This is a genomic window from Granulicella sp. dw_53 (genome assembly GCF_018449545.1).
Taxonomy (GTDB): Bacteria; Acidobacteriota; Terriglobia; order Terriglobales; family Acidobacteriaceae; genus Edaphobacter.
Genome location: NZ_JAAVUR010000008.1, coordinates 306,164 through 328,474 on the forward strand (window position 1 = coordinate 306,164; position 22,311 = coordinate 328,474).

18 protein-coding genes and 1 pseudogene are annotated in these 22,311 nt (G+C 61.3%); 6 read left to right on the plus strand and 13 right to left on the minus strand.

The annotated features are described in order from the left end of the window. Positions 1-49 precede the first annotated feature (49 nt). Both HB393_RS14810 and HB393_RS14815 read left to right on the plus strand, forming a co-directional pair. Entirely contained in the window at positions 50-976 is a 927-nt protein-coding gene (locus HB393_RS14810) for a BadF/BadG/BcrA/BcrD ATPase family protein (protein ID WP_213805940.1), read from the plus strand. 53 nt (positions 977-1,029) lie between these two features. After that, positions 1,030-2,439 (plus strand): glycoside hydrolase family 28 protein, encoded by a 1,410-nt coding sequence (locus HB393_RS14815; protein WP_213805941.1) that lies wholly within the window; start codon positions 1,030-1,032, stop codon positions 2,437-2,439. Here the strand turns inward: HB393_RS14815 and HB393_RS14820 are convergent. The 4 genes from HB393_RS14820 to HB393_RS14835 all read right to left on the minus strand — a co-directional run bounded on the left by HB393_RS14820 (position 2,427) and on the right by HB393_RS14835 (position 9,012). After that, a complete protein-coding gene (locus tag HB393_RS14820) occupies positions 2,427-3,776 on the minus strand; it encodes an Hsp70 family protein (protein WP_213805942.1) in 1,350 nt (449 codons plus the stop codon). The genes HB393_RS14815 and HB393_RS14820 overlap by 13 nt on opposite strands. A gap of 322 nt (positions 3,777-4,098) precedes the next feature. Beyond that, on the minus strand, positions 4,099-5,256 hold the full coding sequence (nagA, locus tag HB393_RS14825) for an N-acetylglucosamine-6-phosphate deacetylase (protein ID WP_213805943.1): 1,158 nt from the start codon (positions 5,254-5,256) through the stop codon (positions 4,099-4,101). Between the two features lie 211 nt (positions 5,257-5,467). After that, positions 5,468-5,932, minus strand: coding sequence for a transposase (locus HB393_RS14830; protein WP_213805944.1), 465 nt, complete (start codon positions 5,930-5,932; stop codon positions 5,468-5,470). Positions 5,933-6,282: 350 nt separating this feature from the next. Next, positions 6,283-9,012: a penicillin acylase family protein gene (locus tag HB393_RS14835; RefSeq protein ID WP_255551147.1), complete on the minus strand. Its 2,730-nt coding sequence runs from the start codon at positions 9,010-9,012 to the stop codon at positions 6,283-6,285. A gap of 80 nt (positions 9,013-9,092) precedes the next feature. On the opposite strand from HB393_RS14835, the gene HB393_RS14840 reads away from it, so the two are divergent. Together HB393_RS14840 and HB393_RS14845 are read left to right on the plus strand one after the other, a co-directional pair. Beyond that, positions 9,093-10,745 carry a Na+/H+ antiporter gene (locus HB393_RS14840; RefSeq protein ID WP_345945212.1) on the plus strand — a complete coding sequence of 551 codons (1,653 nt, stop codon included), beginning with the start codon at positions 9,093-9,095 and terminating at the stop codon, positions 10,743-10,745. 82 nt (positions 10,746-10,827) lie between these two features. Continuing rightward, positions 10,828-11,808: a DHH family phosphoesterase gene (locus tag HB393_RS14845; RefSeq protein WP_213805945.1), complete on the plus strand. Its 981-nt coding sequence runs from the start codon at positions 10,828-10,830 to the stop codon at positions 11,806-11,808. Positions 11,809-11,822: 14 nt separating this feature from the next. On the opposite strand, the gene HB393_RS14850 is transcribed toward HB393_RS14845, so the two are convergent. From HB393_RS14850 to HB393_RS14875, 6 genes are all read right to left on the minus strand, one after another. Continuing rightward, positions 11,823-12,272, minus strand: a complete 450-nt coding sequence (locus HB393_RS14850) for a transposase (protein ID WP_213805946.1) — start codon at positions 12,270-12,272, stop codon at positions 11,823-11,825. A gap of 238 nt (positions 12,273-12,510) precedes the next feature. Further along, entirely contained in the window at positions 12,511-13,860 is a 1,350-nt protein-coding gene (rseP, locus tag HB393_RS14855; RefSeq protein WP_213805947.1) for an RIP metalloprotease RseP, read from the minus strand. A gap of 36 nt (positions 13,861-13,896) precedes the next feature. Beyond that, a complete protein-coding gene (locus HB393_RS14860; RefSeq protein WP_213805948.1) occupies positions 13,897-15,087 on the minus strand; it encodes a 1-deoxy-D-xylulose-5-phosphate reductoisomerase in 1,191 nt (396 codons plus the stop codon). Positions 15,088-15,155: 68 nt separating this feature from the next. Further along, positions 15,156-16,025 (minus strand): phosphatidate cytidylyltransferase, encoded by an 870-nt coding sequence (locus HB393_RS14865; protein ID WP_213805949.1) that lies wholly within the window; start codon positions 16,023-16,025, stop codon positions 15,156-15,158. A 137-nt stretch (positions 16,026-16,162) separates the two neighbouring features. Next, positions 16,163-17,113 carry an isoprenyl transferase gene (locus tag HB393_RS14870; RefSeq protein WP_213805950.1) on the minus strand — a complete coding sequence of 317 codons (951 nt, stop codon included), beginning with the start codon at positions 17,111-17,113 and terminating at the stop codon, positions 16,163-16,165. A gap of 187 nt (positions 17,114-17,300) precedes the next feature. After that, positions 17,301-17,834 (minus strand): helix-turn-helix domain-containing protein, encoded by a 534-nt coding sequence (locus HB393_RS14875; protein ID WP_213805951.1) that lies wholly within the window; start codon positions 17,832-17,834, stop codon positions 17,301-17,303. A 206-nt stretch (positions 17,835-18,040) separates the two neighbouring features. Here HB393_RS14875 and HB393_RS14880 point away from each other — a divergent pair, with 206 nt between their 5' ends. After that, positions 18,041-18,637 carry an HAD family hydrolase gene (locus HB393_RS14880; RefSeq protein WP_213805952.1) on the plus strand — a complete coding sequence of 199 codons (597 nt, stop codon included), beginning with the start codon at positions 18,041-18,043 and terminating at the stop codon, positions 18,635-18,637. On the opposite strand, the gene HB393_RS14885 is transcribed toward HB393_RS14880, so the two are convergent. From HB393_RS14885 to HB393_RS14895, 3 genes are all read right to left on the minus strand, one after another. Next, entirely contained in the window at positions 18,634-19,002 is a 369-nt protein-coding gene (locus HB393_RS14885) for a hypothetical protein (RefSeq protein WP_213805953.1), read from the minus strand. The two genes, HB393_RS14880 and HB393_RS14885, sit on opposite strands and share 4 nt — an antisense overlap. Beyond that, on the minus strand, positions 18,999-19,634 hold the full coding sequence (gene pncA, locus HB393_RS14890; protein ID WP_213805954.1) for a bifunctional nicotinamidase/pyrazinamidase: 636 nt from the start codon (positions 19,632-19,634) through the stop codon (positions 18,999-19,001). The genes HB393_RS14885 and pncA overlap by 4 nt, the downstream gene beginning before the upstream one ends. Before the next feature lie 934 nt (positions 19,635-20,568). Then, positions 20,569-21,681, minus strand: a complete 1,113-nt coding sequence (locus HB393_RS14895) for a carboxypeptidase-like regulatory domain-containing protein (RefSeq protein WP_213805955.1) — start codon at positions 21,679-21,681, stop codon at positions 20,569-20,571. A 289-nt stretch (positions 21,682-21,970) separates the two neighbouring features. Here HB393_RS14895 and HB393_RS14900 point away from each other — a divergent pair. Continuing rightward, positions 21,971-22,311, plus strand: a pseudogene (locus HB393_RS14900) (acyl-CoA carboxylase subunit beta); the annotation flags it as partial.

The following is a 22,311-nucleotide window of genomic DNA, read 5'->3' on the forward strand; positions in this document are numbered from 1 at the left end:
AACGGGCTTAGCGCATTGCTGCGGATTTGATTGACGGGGGAGTTAGGACTTGGCTTACTTTTTGGCTTTGGATGCAGGTGGAACGAAGACAACGTGTGTTTTGGCGGACGAGACCAAGATTCTGGCGAGGGCGAGTACCGGAAGCGTCAAGTTGATGCGGGTAGGGGAGGAGGAGGCAACCACCCGCTTGCTCCGGTTGGTGGAGGAGGTGTCCAGCAAGGCCGGCGTTCCTCTGAAAGAGGTAAAGCAGACGTGCATGGGGCTGTCCGGTCTGTCGATTGCCGTGGTGAGGGAGTGGGCGGATACGACGCTGCGCAGCGTCGTGGGTGGAGAGGTGGAGTTAGTTGGAGACGAGGAGATCGCGCTGGATGCGGCCTTTCAGGGCGGCGCGGGGATTCTGGTAATTGCCGGGACGGGATCGAATATCGTCGGACGCGTGGTGGTGCATGCGTCGGGCGACACGGAGACGGTCGCGAAGTACTGGGTGGGAGGCTGGGGTCCGGCGCTGGGGGATGAGGGATCGGGGTATTGGATCGGACTGGAAGGGGTGAAGGCGGGGTTATGGGCGCACGACCGGAATGTGCCCACGACGCTGCTGGATGCGATCCAGGTGTTCTGGGGGTTGGAGTCTCTCGGTGAGTTGGTAGAGAAGGGAAACGAGCACCCGGACTTCGCCGCGCTCGCTCCGGTGGTGGTGCAGTGCGCGGAGGAGGGCGACGAGCTGGCGATGGCGGTCTTGGAGCGGGCAGGGCAGGAGCTCGCGGAGCAGGTGGCTCTGGTGCATGTGAAGATGCTGGAGGCGGGCGATATCGGAGTTATCGGCGTGGCTTACACCGGGAGCGTGCTGGAGCGTATCCAAGTGGTGCGGGAGGCGATGGCAGAGGCGCTGAAGGAGACTGCACCGGATGTCAAGGTGATGGATGGGGCTGTAGATCCTTTGGAAGGCGCTCTGTGGCGGGCCCGGAGTGAGGCTTAGGTCGAGGCTCCGGCTTGAATGTGACTTATTTTGATCCGAACGAAAGGTTGAGCATGACAGGCAGAGGTTTGGGACGGCGGAGTTTTTTGAAGCAGGCGGGAACGGGACTGTTGGCGGTGCCAGTCGTTGGGGCAATGGGACGCGTGGGCTTGGCTGCGCCGAAGCGTATTGAGACGAAGGCGAGTGTGGCTCCGGCGAAGGTGGTGTTGAATGTGCGGGAGTATGGGGCGCTAGGAGATGGGGTCGTGAAGGATACGGTGGCGATCCAGCAGACCATCGACCGATGCTGGGTGTTTGGTGGCGGTGAAGTGGTGATTCCAGCAGGGAGTTATCTGACCGGGGCGATTGCCCTGCGATCGAATGTGCTGTTGCGGCTGGAGAAGGATGCCGTGATCATCGGATCTGCGGAGTTTGCGGACTATCCGGTGATGCAGGTGCGGTGGGAGGGCAAGTGGATTCAAGGGCATGTTGGGCTGATCTATGCGCTGGATGCTGAGCATACAGGGATTGTCGGGCCAGGAAAGATCATGGGGAACCATGCGTTGGGTGGTCGCCCGAATGTGACTAATCCGCTGCGGCATCCGGCGCTGATCGAGCCGATGGGTTGCAGGGATCTGCGGTTCGAGGAGTTCTCCACGGACTATTACAGGATGTGGTCGCTGCACCTGACGTACTGCGAGGATGTGGTGGTTCGCAACCTGACGATTCGCAGCACAGGCGGGAACGGCGATGGGATCGATGTGGACTCGTGCAAGCGTGTGAGGATCGATGGATGCGATATCGCTACGGGAGACGATTGCATCTCGGTGAAGTCAGGGCGAGGCAGCGAGGCTTACAGGCTGCTGAAGACCAGCGAAGATGTTCACATCTCGAACTGCACGTTTGCGGACTCGATCTTTGCTTGTATCGGGATCGGCAGTGAGACCTCTGGTGGGATTCGCAACGTTCGGGTGGAGAAGTGCAAGTTTATCGGCGCGAAGACGTTTGCGATTTATATCAAGAGCAGGCCGGGCCGAGGGGCGTTTATCGAGGATATTGTCTGCGAGGATCTGGAGTGCTCGGGGATGACGGGTGGCTTTCTGCGGTTCAATATTCTGGCGAGCGGGATACAGGATGAGTTTCCAGTGCCGGGCGACGAGGGCATTCCGACGATTCGAAACTTTCGATTTTCAAAGATCAAGGTGACCGATTGTCCGGTGCTGGTGGATGGAGTGGGGATTCATCCACGGAAGCCTCTGGAGGGATTCACGCTGTCCGATGTTACGGGGACTTGCGCGAAGGGAATCTCGCTGGCGAATGTGAAGCACGCGGTGATTCGCGATGTGAAGGTCACTGGCTACTCCGGGCCTTTGTTGAGCGTCAGCAATGTGACCGGCAGCGGATTGAACGGAGCAACGACGATTGAGGCTCCGAAGGTCGGCGAAGATGTCGTTGCGCCGGAGAAGCCGTATCAACTGCGATAGGCTTCGAGGGCGCGAAGGGCGAGGCCGCGGGCGACGGAGGTAAACTCGTTGCCCGTGACGACGCGGTCTGCGGTGAAGCGGGACTCGAAGATGCGGCGGACGGCGGGGACGAAGCTGGTGCCTCCGGTGAGGAAGACGCGGTCTACGTCCTGTGGGGCGATGTTGCTGGCGGTGAGGAGGCCGTCGACGCAGGTCTCGATGGACTGGAGCTGGTCGGAGATCCAGGATTCGAAGTCGGTGCGGGCGACCTGGGATTCGATCTCCATGGAGCCGTCGCGGAACTTGAAGGGTGAGGTCTCGTGGCGGGAGAGATCGATCTTGAGGCGCTGGACGGCCTGGTGGAGCTGGTAGCCGAGGTCTTCGTCGATGAGGGTGATGAGACCGACGATCTTTTCGGGCTCGGCGGCGCGGACGCGGGCGCTGCGCAGAAGCTCGGTGACGTTGCGGGTCTTCAAGAAAGAAAGATAGTGCCAGCGCTCCAGGTTGGCGTAGATCCAGGCTGGAACAGCGGGGAGGCGCTTTTCCGGGGGACGCGGGGAGGTGGGCTTGAGAGGGCCGGATTTGTGGTTCATCTCGCGCTCCAGGGAGTCGGAGCCGAGGGCGGGTGAGACCAGCTTGCGGACGATGCGGGCGTCGAAGGCGTCTCCGGCGAGGCCGAGGCCGGAGTTGCCGAGGATGCGCTGGGCGCGGTCGAGGCTGCGGGTGTTGGGGCCGACCTTGACCAGGGAGAAGTCGCTGGTACCGCCGCCAAAGTCGCCGATAAGGATGAGCTCGTCATGGTCGAGGGTGGATTCGTAGGCGTAGGCGGCGGCGATGGGCTCTAGCTCGAAGGTGACGGACTCGAAGCCTGCGTGGGTGAAGGCGGAGCGGAGGCGGTCGAGGGCGAAGGCGTCGTCCTCGTCGGAGTCAGAGCCTACGAAGCGGACGGGTCGACCTACGGTAGCGTGGCGGATGGGGCGGTCGAGGTGGATCTCGGCACGGGCGCGGAGGTCGGAGAGGATGCGGGAGATCAGGTCTTCGATGGTGTAGCGGCGGCCGAAGACCTCGGTTCCGGTGAGGTTGCGGCTGGGAAGGTAGGACTTGAGGGACTGGATGAGACGGCCTTTGTTCTCGGCCGCAAGGTAGTGTTCGATGCCGGAGGGTCCGGTGAAGGATTTGAGGGAGTTGCGGCCAGCTTGTTTGAGTTGTTCGAGGTAGAGGATGGAGCGGTAGGACTCGGTGGGAGTGGAGGTGGTGGGGAAGGTGACGAGATCGACGTGGCCGTTGGGGTGAGCCAGGGCGACGGAGCTGTTGGTGGTGCCGAAGTCGATGCCGATTGCGGGTTGTGGGTGAGACATGACTTCTCCAGCCTGGGCTTGTTGTGCCTGGGTACCCCTCCCCCGGGGTTTTTTGCACAAAATATTCCATTGTAAGGACTTGTTCCTGGACTACGGAGCCAAGTGCCTTTGCTCAATACCGATATTTATCCTGAAAGAGATAGGCCCAGCGGGTGCCCCGCTGGGCCTTCTTTTCTTCTAGTTCTATTTTACCGGATTGAAGAAAACTTAAGTGCCACTGGTAAGTGATTGGTTTGTCTAGTGTTAATGGTTTTTGGGGCTTGGCATGTGTTTTTGTTGGGTTTTTGGGGGAAACAAAAGCAACGGCGATAGCTTTTGGGGCTTATTTTAGCTGGGTGGGAGTTGGGATTTGGTGGCCTTGGAGGATGGTGGATTGGAGGGTGCCGTTGGGGGAGAAGCGGTTGAAGCTGGCGGGTTGGCCGGGGGTGATGTGGGTGGGGAGGCCGAGGAGGGTGGCTGGGTTGTGGGTGGCGAGGCGGATGGCGGTTGCCAGGGATGCGCCGGTGAAGCGTTGGAGGTTGGCTACGGCCTGATCCATGGTAAGGACGGAGCCGGCTAGGGTTTGGGTGTGGACTCCGTCTTCGATGAGGAGGCAGTGGTTGTTGGCGACTTCGACGGAGAGGTTGCCGAGGGTGTAGATTCCGTCGGGCATTCCAGTGGCCGACATGCCGTCGGTGATGAGGATGGCTCTTTCTTCGCCCTTCATGCGGAGCCAGAGGCGGACTAGTTCGGGCGCTACGTGGATGCCGTCGCAGATGAGGTCAGCGAAGAGGCGATCGTCGTCGAGGACCGTGCCGAGGATGCCGGGCGCGCGGTGGTCGAGGGCGCGCATGGCGTTGAAGGTGTGAGTGGCGGAGGCGGCTCCGGCTTCGATGGCAGCGAGGGTTTCGGGGGTGGTGGCGTTGCTGTGGCCGAGGCTCACCTTGATGCCGAGGGCGGTGCAGTGACGGATGAGGTCCAGTGCGTTGGGGGTCTCGGGGGCGATGGTGACGATGCGTATGTGGCCGCGGGCGGCTTGATGGAAGCGGTCGAAGAGGGCGATGTCCGGGGCGAGGATGTTGGGGACCGGGTGGACGCCGCGTTTGGCGTGGGAGATGAAGGGGCCTTCTAGGTGGATGCCGATAGGGATGGCTTGACCCGGTGTGGCTGGGGCTTCGATGGCGGTGGCGATGTCTTCGAGGGAGCGGAGGGTTGGGTCGATGGGTGCGGTGACGGTGGTGGGGAGGTAGCGGCCTACGCCGCGGGTTGCGAGGAAGGTGTTAACCGCGGTGAATGCGGCTGGGGTAGCTTCCATGATGTCGTGGCTGGCGCAGCCGTGGATGTGGATGTCGAGGAAGGTGGGGGTGAGGATGTCTTCGCTTTGGATGGAGGGGTCGGAGGAGATGTCGGCGATGAGGCCGTAGGGGTCGATGGTGATGACGGGAAATTCGATGGTACCGATGGGGGTGAGTAGGCGGCGGGCTGTTAGAGTCTGGAGCATCGTTTATGAGTGTAAGGGATGGTGGGGGTTTCTTGGCTGGTGGTAGTGGTGTCTGTCTTTTGTGGAGATAGATTTTTGGGGCCGATGAGATGTCGTGGTGACTTGGGCTGTTGGGGTTGTGGAAGGAATGCGGTCGGGCTTTCCACCCCAACGAGCAAAAAGCGCGCTCGTCGGGACCCAGGTTTGCCCGATACCCCACCCTATTTGGTGGCTAAGGGAGGGTGACGTGGACTGGGCCGCGTTCGTTTTGGGCGTAGGCTCGGAAGCTGCTCCATTGCCAGTGTCGTGGGTCGGCGACAAGGTTTCGGGTGACCGGGTTGCGATGGATGTAGCGGAGCTTCTCGACTCGTTTGCGTTCGGTGTGGACGTTGAAGTCGTAGTAGCGGGGTTCCCATACGTCGTCTTCGGTTCGGGTTCGAGAGAAGCGTTGTTTGAGCACTTGAATGGCGGTGGAGAGCTTCACTTTCTCGGGCTCTGTGAGGAGAAGGTGGACGTGGTTGGGCATGACGACGTAGCCGAGGACGTGGAAGTTGTGTTTGAGTCGGGTCTCTTCCAGGAGGGTTAGGAAGATGTCACGGGATTCCGGTGTGCCGAGGATGTTTCGTTTGCGGGTGCAGCTGAAGGTGATGAAGTGTAGGTCGCCGGTTTGTTGGTAGCGGTTGAGTCCGGTGGACATGGTGGGATTTTAATTGAGGGTTGAGGCTGGGTAAGGAGGGCCGGTCGTGCTTTGCACGATACCCCACCCTATTCGACGATGAGACCGTCGAATAGGATGGGGCACCCGGTTTTGGGGTCTCCGGTGGGGTTGGTGCTCGGGGGTGCAGCTGAAGGTGATGAAGTGTGGGGCGCCGGTTTGTTGGTAGCGGTTGAGTCTGGTGGACATGGTGGGATTTAACTGAGGTTGAGGCTGGGCAAGGAGGGCGGTCGTGCTTTGCACGATACCCCACCCTATTTGCGATGAAACTGCAAAAAGGGTGGGGCACCCGTTTTTGTGGTCTCCCGGGGATTGTTGCTCTGTGATTGGCCTTAAGGGGTGAGGGTTAGGGTGTGGGTGGTGGTGGCTTGGACGGCGGTGGGGGTGAAGGGGAGGGTTTGGGTGGTGTCGTGGTACCAGGCGGGGAACTGGTCCATGAACCAGGGGCTGAGGGGGTTGCCGGATTGGCCCAGGACGAGGTTGAGGGTGGAGTTGTCGAGGTTGGAGAGGTCGACGGTGAGGTGTTCGGAGGGGCCGAAGGTGCGGCCGACTTGCTTGATGGTGGAGGAGTCGCCGCTCTGGGGTTGGGGGCCGGTGCCGGTGCGGACGCCGAGGATGCTTTCGATGAGCGGGGAGAGGGAGAAGATGGGGTGTTCGATGTCGACGACGTGGGTCTTGCCGTAGGTCCAGTGGGCGAGGTCCTGGGGGGCGTTGGCCAGGGCGAGGCCCTTTTCAACTGCGCCGGCGAGGACGTCGTCCCACTTGTCGTTGGGGTGGGGAAGCCAGCGGGCAGGTGTGTGGATGATGATTTGCTCTTCGGCGAAGGACTTCTCTCCCCAGGTGTAGAGCGCGGCGGCGTCGCCGAGTTTGGGGGCGAGGAGGATGGGCCAGAGGGCGGCGCGGGCGGTGTCGACGATGGCGGCGGCGGGGCTGTCGACGTCTACGTGGCCGTTCCAGGTGCGCAGGAGGTCGGCGGCCTGGTGGAGGCGTTTGGGGTTGGGGGAGAGGTGGGGGTCGGCGTGGTCGATGGCGTAGGCGAGGCGCTGGGCGATGACGTGATCGAAGTCGGAGTAGACGTCGGTTTGGAGCTTGAGCATGTCGGCCGGGGTGAGGTTTTTGCCGGCGGAGAGGACTCGCCAGATGCGCTCGTTGCGGTAGGGGGCCCCCCAATTGAGGGTGATGGGGAAGGGATAGAGGTCGGGGGTGATGCGGGCGTTGGCGGTGGCGAGGAGGCCGCCGGGGGGATCGAAGACCTGGGGGAGCTGTTCGAAGGGGATGTAGCCGGTCCACTGGCGGAGTGGGTCGAAGCCGGCGACGGGGATGGTGCTGAGGGCGGTGGGGAGCAGGACGCTGCCGCGGAGGGGGATCTTGCCGATGGTGTGGTAGCCGATGTGTCCCTGGTCGTCGGCGTAGACCATGTTCTGGGCTGGGCCGCCCCAGTTGGAGAAGGCGGCGAGGGTGGAGGGCCAGTCGCTGGCGCTGTTGAGGGCAAATAGGGAGGGAGGATTGACGTTGGCGGGGTCGTAGATGGTCCAGGCAAGGCTGAGGAGGCGCTGTTCCCGGACTGCCGGGCCGGTGATGGGGCGGGCGGCGACGAGGCCGGAGATGACAGGGGTCTCCATCTGGCCGTGGCGGGTGGCGAGGACGTCGAGGGTGATGTTTTTGCCGCCGCGGACGCGGATGATCTCGGGGTGGTGGAGGATGGGGTGCCAGGTTCCGTCGGCGGATTGGAATTCCGGTTGGGGCTTGCCGTTTTCGCCGTGAGGATTGGTGCGGGTGCGCTCGACGAAGACGTCCTGGACGTCGCCTCCGAGGTTGGTGAAGCCCCAGGCGATGTGGTCGTTGTGGCCGACGACGATGAAGGGGGTTCCGGGGAGGGAGACACCGGCGGCGTGGAAGGGAACTCCGGATGGGGTGGTCGCGGCTTCGAGGCTGGCTTCGTACCAGATGTTAGGGACGCCGTGGTTGAGGTGCATGTCGTTCGAGAGGAGGGGCTTTCCGGAGGCGGTGTGCTGGCCGGAGACGACCCAGTTGTTCGAGCCGGCGATGCAGCCTTCGCACTGCGGGAGCAGAGAGCGGTTCAGAGTGAGGAGGGCGGCGATGTCGGTGGGTGGGGTTGAGAGGGCTTCGCTGCAGGAGGAGGCTTGCGGGGATGGGCTGGCGGTGGGTTCTACGGCTGCGCAGTTGGCGAGGTTTGTTTTTTCCTGGGTGGGAGGGGTGAGTTTGGTTTGGGACTCGTCGAGGGGGATGTTGGGGATGGTGAGCTGGGGGAGGGTGAGATCGATGAGGCCTTGCGAGGGCGGGTGGTCGCGCCAGGAGCCGACGGGGTAGAGGTCGGCCATGAGGTCCGGGGGGAGGCGGGTGGTGAGGACTTCGCGGCTGAGCTTGATGGGGAAGTCGGTGTTTAGGTCCTGGAACATGACGATGGCGACGAGCACGGAGTCGCGGGGCGTCCAGGGGGCGGGTTCGTCGTGAAGCAGGCGGAATTCGAGAGGAAGGTGAGGGCGCTGGATGGCGATGGAGGCGTTGATGCCGCGGGCGTAGAGCTCGAGGTAGTGGAGCTCGGTGGCGGAGAGGAGGGCGGTGGAGCGCTCGGCCGCGACGGTGAGCTGGAGGGTGCGCTGGTTGCGGTCGTGAGGGAGGGCGCTGGAGCCGAAGAGTTCGGCGAGGGTGCCTGCGCCGTGGCGGCGGAGGAGCTCGAGCTGCCAGAGGCGGTCCTGGGCGGTGACGAAGCCCTGGGCGATGAGGAGGTCGTCGAGGGTAGCGGCGTGGATGGAGGGGACGCCGTGGCTGTCGCGCTGGACGGAGACGGGAGCAGAGAGGCCGGGGATGCTGAGTTGGCCGTCGAGCTGGGGGAGGGAGTCGCGCATGGCATGGCGGGCCCAGATGCGGGCGCTGAAGAAGGAGGCGACGAGGAGCAGCACGACGAGGATAAGAGCGATGGCGATGTTGCGGGGAAGGCGGGAGGGCCGGCGGGGGGCGTCGTCGAGGTCGGAGCCTGCGGTGGAGGGCTTGGGGTGGAGCAGATCGAGCTCGGGAGGGCGGGGATCTTGTGGAGTCATGGCGTAGGTGCAGTCTAAATCGAATGGATGAAGATTGAGTTGTGGGTAGAACAGGTGGGACGCAATGTGCAAGGATGGCGGTGGGTGAGTTTCGGATTGGGGCTTGGATTATGAATGCTGCTGAAGGACTGCACGGGGTGCAGACTGTATTTCTGTTGCTGATGGCGCTGGTAGCGGTCTTTGCTATCGTGGCGCGGCGGTTGCAGGTTCCGTATCCGATTGTGCTGGTGGTCGCGGGACTGGCGATCAGCCTGGTACCGGAGCTGCCGCGGATTACGTTGAATCCGGATCTAGTGTTTTTGGTGATTCTGCCGCCGCTGCTGTTTTCGGCCGCGTGGGCGACCTCGTTGCGCGAGTTTCGCTACAACCTGGTGAGTATCACGATGCTGGCGGTGGGGCTGGTGGGATTCACGGTGTGGGCGGTGGCGGCGTTTGCGGATCACTTCATTCCGGGGCTGGGTTGGAAGGCGGGGTTTGTGCTGGGGGCGGTGGTGTCTCCTACGGATGCGATTGCTGCGACGTCGATCGCGCGGACGCTGGGTCTGCCGCGGAGTATCACCGATTTGCTGGAGGGAGAGAGCCTGGTAAACGATGCGACCGGGCTGCTGGCGCTGGAGTTTGGCGTGATGATGCTGGTGGATGGGCGGACGCCGACGATCCAGGAGGGAGTGATACGGCTGCTGTGGCTGATCCTGGGAGGAGTGGGGATCGGGCTGCTGATTGGTGTGGTGGCCGCGTGGTTCGAACGCTGGGTGGATGATGGTCCGATTGAGATTGTGATGAGCCTGGTGGTGCCTTATTCGGCGTATCTGGCCGGAGAGTGGGCGAAGACGTCGGGAGTGCTTGCGGTGGTGGCGTGCGGGCTCTACATGAGCCGGAAGAGTGCGACGTTCTTTTCGGCGGAGACGCGCATCCAGGTCCACGCGACGTGGGATGCGCTGTCGTTTGTGTTGAACGGGATCGTGTTTGTGCTGATCGGGCTGCAACTGCCTTACGTGGTAGGAGGGATCCGGGGCTATGGGGTGAAGGGGCTGCTGGTGTACGGCTCGCTGTTCAGCGCGGTGCTGATCGTGCTGCGGGTGGTGTGGATGTATCCGGGGACGGAGGTGGCCTATCAGATTCGGACGAAGCTGCTCAAGCAGAAGCTGCATCGTCGCGGAAGCCGCGCGGTCTTCGTGATCGGGTGGACGGGGATGAGGGGCGTCGTGGCGCTGGCGGCGGCGATATCGTTACCCAACACGCTGGGGAATGGGCAGCCGTTCGGAGAGAAGAACCTGATCGTATTTCTGACGTTCAGCGTGATTCTGGTGACGCTGGTGTTGCAGGGGCTGACGCTGCCGCCGCTGATCCGCAGACTGGGTCTCGCGGGAGATATGGGGGCGAGGATCGAAGAGGAGGTGGCGCGGCGGCTGGTGCTGCAGGAGGTCATCACGTTTCTGGAGCAGGGCAGGTCACAGGTTGGCGATGATGCGGCTCATGCTTATAAGGATCTGCTGCATCAATATGGGCATCGTCTGGAGCTTCTGGAAGATGTGACGGATACAGAGCGCAAGACGGAGCATGACAGAGGCGGTAGCCTGGCAGATCTTTCGAGGAACACAGTCGAGATAGAGAGACGCGCAATCCTGCGGCTGCGGGAGGAGGGAAGAATTGGTGACGAGGTGTTGCGGACGCTGGAGTATGAGCTGGACCTGACGGAGAGCCGGGCGAACTCGCGAGCGATCAAGGCGTAGGTCTGGTTCGATTGATAGGGGCCTGAGGGTCGCTATGCTTAAGGATTGGTAATCACGAACCCCGTATAGAGAAGGTGATGATTTGGACTGCAAGATTTTTTTTCACGATAAGTGCTTCGATGGGGCTTGCTCGGCTTCGCTGTTTACGCGGTTTCACCGGGAGTGCGTGAAGACGGCGGATCGCTTTTCTTACCAGGGACTGGTGCATCGGGCGGGAGCGTTGTTCGAGGATGGGGACTTCGGCGCGGGTGAGAATGCGATTGTGGACTTCAAGTATTCGGCTTCGCCGAAGGTGACGTGGTGGTTCGATCATCATCTGAGCGCGTTTATGACGCCGGAGGATCAGGCTGACTTTGAACGAGGGCAGGCGGATGGTTCGCAGTCGATGCGGAAGTTTTTCGATGCGAGTTATACGTCTTGTACGGGTCTGATCATGGATGTCGCGGCGAGTAGGTTTGGCTTCAGCACGAAGGGGCTGGAGGAGTTGCGGTACTGGGCCGACATTGTGGATGGGGCGAAGTATGAGAGCGCGGAGGCGGCGGTGGGGATGGCTGCTCCGGCGATGAAGCTGACGATGGTGATCGAGAGCTCGTCCGATGCGCTGTTGGTGCCAAAGATTATTCCGCTGCTGACGGAGATGAGTTTGCAGGAGGTGCTGGATCGGCCCTTTGTGCAGGAGCTGGTTGGGCCGTTGCTGGAGGGGCATCGGGCCGCGGTGGAGTTGATTCGGGAGCGGGCTACGGTGGAGGCGGGGGTGATTACGTTCGATATTACGGATCAACCTACGGAGGGGTACAACAAGTTCATCCCTTACTATCTGCATCCTGAGGCTACTTACAATGTGGGGTTGAGTAAGTCGAGCTTTCGAGTGAAGGTGTCGGTGGGGACGAATCCGTGGACGCCGAAGCCTGTCTCGGAGTTAGTGAATCTTGCGGCGATCTGCGAGCGGTATGGCGGTGGGGGACATGCGCGAGTGGGGGCGATTAGTTTTCCGCGGGATCAGGAGGCGGAGGCCCGGAAGGCTGTGGGGGAGATTGTGGCGGAGTTGCGGGGAGCGGAGTAGAGCGCGAGCGTCGGCTAGGCGAAGTGAGTTGGGGTTGAATCTGTAAGATGGATTGGGTTTGCGGAAGAATGCTTGTGCATTTTGGGTTCAGACACTAATCCAGCGCGTACTGGATTCTGTTCGATGTAATGAACGTGGGTCGTGTAGTCTCGTCCATCTTGAATGCGGCGACTGTCATAACCTCTCTCCCATACGTCCAGTTTGCTCTTTAGGCGGAACGAAAAATTTCCTTTGATGTATTGGACGGATTTCTCCAAGGATATGTCGGGTGCGGGTGTCAGGAGTAGATGGATGTGGTCCGGCATGATGACGAAGGAGTGGAGTCGAAGACGTTGTTTGCTTCGTTGTTCCTGAAGGACATCAAGAAGTAACGCGGAGTTCGTGTCGACTTGGAAGAGGCGGCGACGGGATGCGGTTACTGCGGTGACGAAGTAGGTTCGGATTTCCTGAGGCGCTAAGGGCATGGCAAGGAAGGCCCGGGGCTAAAGCCCCTTTTGTGGTGGTTCCTATTCGTGGGGCTAAAGCCCCACGCTAATCCCGACAAGCAACGGCAAAAGCAAGAACAAAAGCAACGGCAAAAGCAAGAACAAAAGCAACGGCAAAAGCAAGAACAAAAGCAACGGCAAAGGCAAGAACAAAAGCAACGACAAAAGCAACGACAGAAGCAAAGCTAACGGGATGAGAATTTGTTCGGTAATGCGGTTAGGGTTTGAGGTGGGTGAAGAGGGGGAGTTTGGTTAGATCGTTGAAGATGACCATGACAGCGAAGACCAGGAGGCAGACAAAGGCTACCTGGTAGACGCGCTCTTTGATCTGTTGATTGAGGTCGCGGCGGATGATGGACTCGATGAGGAGGAAGAGGATCATTCCACCGTCGAGGATGGGGATGGGCAGGAGGTTGAAGATGCCGAGGTTCAGGCTGATGTAGGACATCAGGCCGATGAGGGGCATCCAGCCGGGCATCTGCACGGCCTGGTGGATCTGGGTGCCGATGCCGATGGGGCCCGAGAGGGAGCGGACCGAGACCTGGCGGGTGAACATTCGCTTGAGGACTTCGACGATCAGGAGCGAGCCCTTCTTGTTGAAGTCCCAGGAGGCGACGATGGCCTTGCCCAGAGGCAGTCGCTCTACCTTGACGGGAGGCTGGACTGGAGTGAAGCCGAGGCGATAGAGCTTGCTGCCGTCGCCGCTGTCGAGCAGCTCAGGGGTGATCTGCATGGGGATCGTCGCGCCGTTGCGTAGGATTGAGAGGGATGCGGGCTTGCCGGCCTGATCCTGCAGGTAGGCAAGGAGCGCAGGGACCGAGTGGAGTTGTAGTCCGTCGATGGTGGTGATCTGGTCTTTGGGTTGCAGGCCGGCGTGAGCGGCTGGGGTGTTGGGGGTGAGGTCGGAGACCTGAACGGGCGTGGGCTGCATCTTGGGGATCAGGCCGAGCTTGTCGAGGGCGAAGTTGTCAGCGCCTTCCTTGGCTTCGACGAAGATCTTGGTGTCGGTGCGCTGTCCGTCGTGGACGAAGGAGAAGGGGATGGTCTGATTGATGTTGAGGAGGGAGCGGATGGCTACCTGATCCCAGGTGGGATTCTCGATGTTGTCGTAGTGAACGATGAGGTCGCCCGAGTGGATTCCAGTGTTGGCGGCGGCGGTTTTGGCGGGGATGTAATCCGTCTGCGCGGGACCGCTGATGTACTCCTGGACCTCGTTGTGCAGCATGGAGACGCCGGTCATGAGACCGATAGCGAGGATGAAGTTGGCAACCGGACCGGCGAGGGCTACGGCGACACGCTGCCAGCGGGGGTGAGCGTTGAACTCGCCGGGATCGCCAGTGGGAGCTTCGCCGGGGTTGTCGCCGGCCATCTTGACGTAGCCGCCGAGGGGCAGAAGGGAGAGACGATAGTCGGTGTCGCCACGCTTGAAGCCGAAGAGACGTTTGCCGAAGCCGATGGAGAAGACCTCGACGCGGATTCCGCAGAGTTTGGCGACGGCGAAGTGGCCGAACTCATGGACGAGGACCATGATTCCAAGAACGATGGCAAGCTGAAGGACGGTAGACATAAAGAAGAACGAACCTCGTTACTTACTGACAGAGATTTAGACGGCTACGCCTGCGGTTTGGCGGGCAACGACGGATTCGGCGCAGTCTCGCGCGGCGGCATCGGCTTGCAGGACGTCCTGGATGGAGGCAGGATGGCGGGCTGGAGTAAGTGAGAGCACCTGTTCGATTGTACTAGGGATACCTAGAAACGGGATTTTTCCTGAGAGGAAGGCCGCTACGGCGATCTCGTCGGCGGCGTTCAGGGCGATGCAGGCGTCGCCGCCGACGGCAGCAGCCTCGTAGGCGAGGCGGAGGCAAGGGAAGCGGGCGAGGTCGGGAGCGGAGAAGTCCAACTGGCTCAACGTGGCGAGGTCGAAGGTAAGCGGAACCTTGCCTTCGACGGGGACGCGCTCGGGGTAGGCGAGGGCGTAGAGGATGGGGAGGCGCATATCGGTCACGGAGATCTGGGCGAGGATGCTGCCGTCGACGAACTCGACCAGGGAGTGAACGGTGGACTGCGGATGGATGGTGACGCGGACCTGCGCGGGCGGCAGGTGGAAGAGACGGCAGGCCTCGATGACCTCGAAGCCCTTATTCATCAGGGTGGCGGAGTCGATGGTGATGCGCTGGCCCATGACCCAGGTGGGGTGTTTGAGAGCCTGGGCGGGGGTGATGTGAGCGAAGTCGGCCGCGGGGGTGTTGCGGAACGGGCCTCCGGAGGCGGTGAGCCACACCTGCTTCACCTCTTGTGGAGTGCCGCCGCGCATCGCCTGATGGACGGCGTTGTGTTCGGAGTCGATGGGGAGCAGGGCTACGTTGTGTTTTTCAGCGGCGGCGAGGATGAGCTCGCCAGCGGCGACGAGGCACTCTTTGTTGGCCAGGCCGATGGTCTTTCCGGCGCAGATGGCTGCGTAGGTAGCTTCCAGGCCCGCGACTCCGACGATGGCGGAGACCACGAAGTCTACTTCAGGAAGGGTCGCGACGTGGACGCTGCCGGAGGTTCCGTAGAGGACCTCAATGCCGGTGATTCCGGCGGACTTGAGGCGGGCCTTGAGGGTATCGGCCAGGGCTTCGGTGGCCAGGGAGATGACTTTGGGGCGCCAACGTTCGCACTGAGCGAAGGCTACGTCGATGTTGGAGCCGGCTGCGAGGGCGATGGGGGCGTAGCGGTCGGGAAAGGACTCGCAGATGGAGAGGGTGGACGTGCCTATGGAGCCGGTGGAGCCTAGGATGGCGAGCTTTTTCATGCGAAGTCTATTTTCGCAGATTGAGGGGGCGACGGTTCGGGCGTGTGTGCGGATACTTCATGTTTTGCTTAGAACCGGCCGAGACCAAAGATGTCTTTGAGCAGCAGGACGTACCAGAGGACGGGGGCGGCGAGGAGCAGGGCATCGATGCGGTCCAGAATGCCGCCGTGGCCGGGGAGCATGGTGCCGGAGTCTTTAACGCCCGCACCGCGCTTGATGGCGGATTCGAGGAGGTCGCCGAGTTGGGCGGCGATGTTGAGGACGACGGCGAGCAGCAGAGACTGCCAGACGGGCTCCGTGATGTGGAGGACGGTGTTTCCGCGGGCGGTGAGCTGGTCGCCGATGAGAATGACGAGGGCCGCGGCCAGGACGCTTCCGACGACTGAGGCGATGCTGCCCTCCCAGGTCTTGCCAGGGCTCAGGCGGGGAGCGAGCTTGCGCTTGCCGAAGTTCTTGCCGATGTAGAGGGCAGCGATGTCTCCGGCCCAGACGCAGACCATCAGGAAGACGATAAGAGCGATTCCATCCTCCTGCTTCCAGAGGAGGGGGATGAGAGTGAGAGGGTAGGCGACGTAGATGAGACCGAAGATGCCCTTGGCGGTATCGGGGAGGACGCGGTCGAGGGTGTCGCGGTGGGCGCGGAAGCCGTTCCAGGCGAAGAGAGTGAGGGCGAGGGCGCTGAGCAGCGGAAACTGCGCTTCGAGAGGCCAGTTGGGAAGCGTGGCCAGGAAGAGCAGAGCTGTGCCGGCGGTCATCCACCAGAGCGGGATGCGAGGAGTTGGGGTCTCGCCTGGGACGGTGGTGGCGAGCTGGAGGTACTCGTAGGCAGCGAGCTCGGCGACGAGCGCGGCGAAGAGGGTGATCATCCAGAGCTGGCCGAAGAAGACGAGGGCAAAGACGGCGGCAATGAGAATTATGGCAGTGAGGATTCGTTTCATGGGCCGCTCCTAAGCATATACGGTGCGTATACATACTGCGGCGAACCGACGCGGATTTGGCGTCGGTTGGGGATCCGAATCAGTGTGGAGCGTCATCGTTGGAGCGATGTTTGGCGTGTTGGCTTTGAGTACCGCGCTTAGCGCCGAACGAGGGTGGTGGAGTCAGGCAGGATCTCGCGGGATGTAGAAGGAGAGTTCAAGTGGTCCTTGATCTCCGCTGCTACCTGTTCGGCGGGCTCCAGGCTGGCGAGATCCTCGTCCGTAGAGGAGTCACTGAGACCACCGAAGCGGCGGTCGCGGTGCTGAAAGTCTGAGATGGCTTCGAGCAGATGGATGCCGCGGAAGTCGGGCCAGAGGCGGTCGGTGACGTAGATCTCGGCGTAGGCGATCTGCCAGAGGAGGAAGTTCGAGATACGTTGCTCGCCGGAGGTGCGGATGATGAGGTCGGGGTCCGGCATGTGGGCGGTGTAGAGGGCGCGGGAGATGTCGGGCTCGTCGAGGGCGTCCAAGGCTCCGGCGCCGAGGAGGTCCTCGACGGAGCAGCCTCGGGTGTGAGCTTCGGTGGTCAGGTTGGTTAGGATGCTGCGGACGGCGTCGACGATCTCGGAGCGGGCCCCGTAGTTGAGCGCGAGGGTGAGGGTGGTGCCGGTGTTCTTGGCGGTGGACTCGGAGGCCCACTGCATGGTGTCCTGCACTTCGCTGGGGAGCTCGTGGGTGCGGCCGATGTAGGCCATGCGGACGTTGTTGTCGTTCATGCGCTTGACGTTGCCGATGAGATAGCTGCGCAGGAGCTTCATGAGGAAGTTGACCTCGGTCCTGGGCCGGCGAAGATTGTTCTCAAGCGAGAAGGCGTAGAGCGTGAGGTACGGGAGGTCGATGCGGGAGGCGGTCTCGACGACGAACTGGACAGACTCGGCGCCTTGCTGATGGCCGAGGAAGCGTTTGAGCGCGCGCTTTCCAGCCCAGCGTCCGTTGCCGTCCATGATGATAGCGACGTGCTGGGGGATCTTGTTGGGATCTAATTGCCGATAAACGCTCTGCTCCTCGGGAGAGAGTTCGTGGACGCGGCTTGCCGTATTTGGGCGCAAAGCTACCTCGCAGACATGACGCTAGCACACGCAGGTATGGTGTGCAATGAATGCCGAGATTGGAGCGGTGGGCGGATCCACTTTAAGCCCAAAAACAAGGGGGGAAACGAGGAGGTGCGAGAGAGGGCCATCAAGGTTCTTTGGCCCTCCCTCGCGGAGGGAAGGAGGTTGCCTGGTGCAGGGAATGCTAGGCGGTGCGGCGACGTCCGGCTGCCAGCTCCCGTACGTGGTTGAGGAAGATGGAGCGTTGCAAAGCATCGAGTTGCGAGGTGTAAGCCGCGATCTCGGCGAGGAAGGGGTCGGTCATGAGAACGGCCGTCTCGTCGCGATGGCGGGTGTTGGCGTCGCGGAGCAGGGCAGAGATGTCGACCTGCAACGCTCGGGCTAGTCGATCCAAGGAAGAGAGAGTCGGCATAGCCTTGCCGTTCTCGATCTTGGAGATGTAGGTTCGGGGGACGTTCATCCGTGCGGCGAGCTGGCGCTGGGATAGATTACGGACGTGGCGTAGATCCCGGACGGCTGTAGCGACCTGAAGTCCGCCTTCCTGCTCCGGTTGGGGTGGAACGAGAGCGATGGGGGCAGAGACGGGTTCGGGAACCTCAACCTCGAGGGATTTGCGGCAGCGCCGGCAGAGCGCGCTGGCGGTGCGAAACTGCACCAAGCTGCAATTGTCACAACGCAGAACCTCACGTTGTTCGACGGACGCCATCATGGTTGCCATAAGTTGTGTGTAGCGAAGGGACCCAGAGCAAGGACCCAGCACATGTCCGATAACGGAACGATGTGATGTGCCTAGAGTGACACTGGGGAACTTGCAAGTCAAGGGGGAAACCCGTTGATTATTAGCGAAAGACCTAAAAAAACCGACACGGAACCAAGATGGTAACTTGTATTTGCGTTGGGAATAGGACATAGCGAGGAGCTTTGATGGAAGCAGCGTTTGGCAAGGCCGAGGCTCGGAGGTTATTGGAGGAGTGGACGAAGGGAGAGAGCCTTCGGAAGCATGGGCTTGCAGTGTCGGTCTGTGTGGAGGCTTATGGGAGATTGGAGGCGGCTCGATTAGGGCTGCTGGACGTCGAGGCTGAGGAGTTGGTGGAGAGATATGCGTCTGCGGGGATGTTGCATGACATGGATTATGAGCGGCATCCGTCGTTAGAGGAGCATCCGTTTGTGGGAGTGGCTGCGCTGCGGGAGTTGGGTTGGCCTGAGGAGGTATTGCGGGCGATTCTGGCGCATGCGGATTACTCGGGAGTTGCGAGGGAGAGTCATCTGGAGAAGGTGGTGTTTGCTTGCGACGAGCTGGCTGGGTTTCTGACGGCTTGTGCGCTGGTGAAGCCTTCGCGGTTGATCGCTGAGGTCGAAGTTGCGGGAGTGAAGAAGAAGATGAAGGACAAGGCCTTTGCGCGGGCGGTGAAGCGGGAGGATATCACGCTGGGAGCGGAGCTTCTGGGGTTGAGTGTGGAGGAGCATGTGGGGAACTGTCTGGCAGCGATGCAGGCTCGAGCGGCTGAGTTAGGGCTTTAGTTGCAACCGCGCAGAGTTGCGAGATAAAGAACGGAGAGAAGGATGGAGCCGGCGACTGCTATGGCGAAGAGTGGAGTTCGTGTGGCCGGGGAGTTGGTGGATTTGTTGTTTTGCTGGGGAGCGAGGGGGTTGTAGGAGATGGGGAAGAGGGCGCCTTGTTCCAGGTAGGTGGGTGAGGTGAACTGGTCGGTGTAGGTCTTGGCGTGGGCGTAGTAGGTGAAGGTGATGAGGAAGGGGTTGGTGTTGGTGGGGATGCCCAGGGTGAGGGTGTTCATGCGGGCGAATTGGTATTCGCAACTGGTTACGCGGGCCTCGGTTTCGAGCCACGGTCGTCTGGGTGCTGTGGTGGCGGGCTGCGGGCTCATGGGGTGAGGATCTCAGGGGATTGGATGCGGGGGACGCCGATGGCGCCGAGTTCGGCGTTGGTTTCGGTTACGGAGTTGGAGCGGTCGATGGCTCGGGTGGCGTCTTCGATGACCACGGTTCCGAAGCCGAGGTGTTTGCCGTCGATGGCGGAGAAGCGGACGCAGAAGTCGTAGGCGAGGCCGCAGAGGAATAGGCGAGAGAGGCCTCGTTCGCGGAGGTATCCGGCGAGGCCGGTAGGTGTGAGGTGGTCGTTTTCGAGGAAGGCGGAGTAGGAGTCGATGTGGGGGTGGAAGCCTTTGCGGAGGATGAGCTCTGCGTTGGGGGTGTCGAGGCCGGGATGGAAGGAGGCTCCGTGGGAGTGCTGGAGGCAGTGGTCGGGCCAGAGGGTTTGGGGGCCGTAGGGTGCGTCGATCTCTTCGTAGGGGTGGGTGCCGGGGTGAGTGGTAGCGAAGGAGATGTGGCGGGAGGGGTGCCAGTCCTGGGTGAGGATAACGTGCTTGAATCTGGTGGCCAGCGCGTTGACGACGGGGACGATGGCGTCTCCTCCGGGGACCTCGAGGGCTCCGGAGGCGCAGAAGTCGTTTTGGAGATCGATGATGAGTAGGACGTCGTTGGGCTCTACGGTGATCATGGATTCTCCTGGGGGTACCCCCCTTGCCTGGGCGTAAGCCGTTTGGTTGCATTCGTTTAGCGTTCAACTTGCTCAATAAGTAGGTGCAGCGAAAGGGGTTGCGTCCAAATTGGTGCAGTGCAATGAGTTAGGCCCGGCTGGATGGCCGGGCCTGCTTCTTTTCATCTGATAGTTCTATTTTATCGGATTGGTGGAAACTGTTGTGCCACTTTTATTTCTTTTGTTTTGTGTTGTTTGAGGGGTTTTGGGGCTTGACATGTGATTTTGCTGGTGTTTTTTGGGGGAGGACAAACAACGGCGATCTTTTGTCGTTTCGGCTTCGCCTTCACTCCGGCCTTCGGCTGAGCGGTGACGCCTTCGGCCTGGCTTTCTTTCTTTTGGTAGGCGTGAACGCCTACCACTTCGTTCCTTGAGCGGTTATGGGGATGTGCTGGGATGGGGTTGAGGTTCCCCCAACCATCGGGCGATCGGGCGCCCTCAGGATGGGGCACCTGGAGGCCGTGCTGGGTTGAGGAGAGCTCGAACAAGCAACGGCAAGTGCAACCGCGGGTCCTTCGACTGCGTAACTCGCGATGAAGCTGCGAGTTACTCCGCTCAGGATGACAAATTTGCGGGGGAGTGGATGTTTGTGGGGCGTTGATGATGCGTTGTGGGTTGGTGGCTTCTTGAGCGGTTGAGCTTGGCGAAGGAAGGCGGTCGTGCTTTGCACGATACCCCACCCTATCCGACGATGAGACTGTCGGAAAGGGTGGGGCACCCGCTTTTGTGCTGCTCCGTTTTGGGCTGGGGAGAGGTTTTCGATCCCACCCTTCGCGAGAGACAGAGGCGCGAAGGATGGGGCACCCGGGCGGTTTGGGTTTGGGGTAACGGGTTAAAACAAGCAACGGCTAGAACAGGCAACGGCACACAGTGGTGGGGGAGGGAGGTGGTGGGGTTAGTCTTTTGGTTTGGAGGTGATTTTGCGGAGGATGAACTCCTGGGCCAGGCCGTTGACCATGCGGCCTCCGGTGGTTATCAGGGCGTTGCCGAAGACTAGTCCGGGGCCTCGGTCGTTTCTTGGGTAGTAGGCGTTGGAGATGGAGGCTGAGAGGAGGTCGCCGCCCAGGCTGGAGTAGTTGAACTCCCACTTGCCGTTGTCGCCTTTGGTTTTGAAGGGGGCGGAGATTGCGTGGAGGGCGCGTGATTTCTTTGTGCCGGTGCCCTGGTAGAAGTAGCGCGGGTCCTGGTGGAGGATGGAGGGCAGGATGGCGCCTCCGATCATGATCTCGGAGACTCCGTTGGTGTAGGCAGCTCCGAATCGCTGGCCGTAGCCTTTTGCGCCCTGGACGTAGCCGGGGGTGTCGGCTGCCTGATCGATGCCGGCGATGAAGAGGGCCGCGCCGATGGTGACGGGATCGGTTGCTGTCTTGAGGGCTAGTTGGTATTTGAGCTTGGTGGTGAGAGGTACGAAGTGTGGGTCATAGGTGACGTAGAAGTTTGGGATGATTCCGAAGGCGCGCTGTTTTTCTTCGACACGGATTTGCTCCTGGGCTTGCTCCTGGAGGCTGACGGTGACCTCGACGTCGGCTTTGGTTGCGACTGGCAAGGTGATCTGCGGGATGGTGTACTGCTGTCCGGAGGCGAGTACGATGTCGGGGGAGACGAATACTCCGAGGGCGGTGAAGGTGGCCGTTACCTGATAGGTTCCGGCGGGCAGGGCGGTGAAGTTAAATGCTCCGGCGCTATCGGCTGTGAGGATCTGCTGGCGGCCGGTGTTCTTTTCGCGAAGGATTACCCTGGCGCCGGGGACCAAGGCCGCGGTGGCGTCCTGGACGATGCCTGAGATGCTGGAGGTGCCTTTGGGGGCTGCCGCATCGTCGTCAGAGTTGGAGGACGAGGTGCTGGAGGATTCTGAGGAGGAGTCCCTGCCGGGTGCATCGGGGAGATTCAGGGCGACTCTCTTTAACGCCGCGCGATCCGATTGGGCGTGGACAGGGGAGATGGAGAAGAGAAACAAGGATGCAAAAAGCAACGCGCAGCCGGAGTAGTTCTTGGTAGTCGGTGTCAATGAAGGAATGTCCTCGGCGTGAGCTGATGCGCAGCTTTGATTTTGTTCTACTGAGAGCGCATCGGGCGTCGCACGCTGTTTGGTTTCAACCAGGTGGTATTGCCTGGAAAGCCCTCGAGGGCTTTAGATAGACACATTGGGAAGATGAATATTCCCAGAATTCGCACTTGGTTTGGATGGCGTTTTTCATATCTTGGATTCAGTTTCAGTGGTGGGTTGGGTGCAGAATTTTGATCGTCCGTGGTAGGCTGCGGGCTCATGCATATGAGTCGATTATTGGATGGTGCGAATGGCGGATGAATTTAAGTTTGAGAGGCTGGAGTCGAAGTTGGATTTGAACTCTGCGCGGTTTGGGGCGAATCGCGAGGCGCTGCGGGTGTTGATGGAGGCGCTGCGGGCAGAGGAGGATGTGATTCGCGGCGGGGGTGGTGCGAAGGCGGCGCAGGCGCAGCGGGCCAAGGGGCGGCTTACGGTGCGGGAGAGGCTGGCGTTGTTGCTGGATGAGGGGACTGAGCTCTTGGAGCTTGGGCTTTGGGCGGCGCATGGGATGTATGGGGAGTATGGCGGGGCTCCGGGGGCGGGGGGGGGGCCGGGTGGCGGGGGGGCGGGCGGGGGGCGGGGGTGTATTGC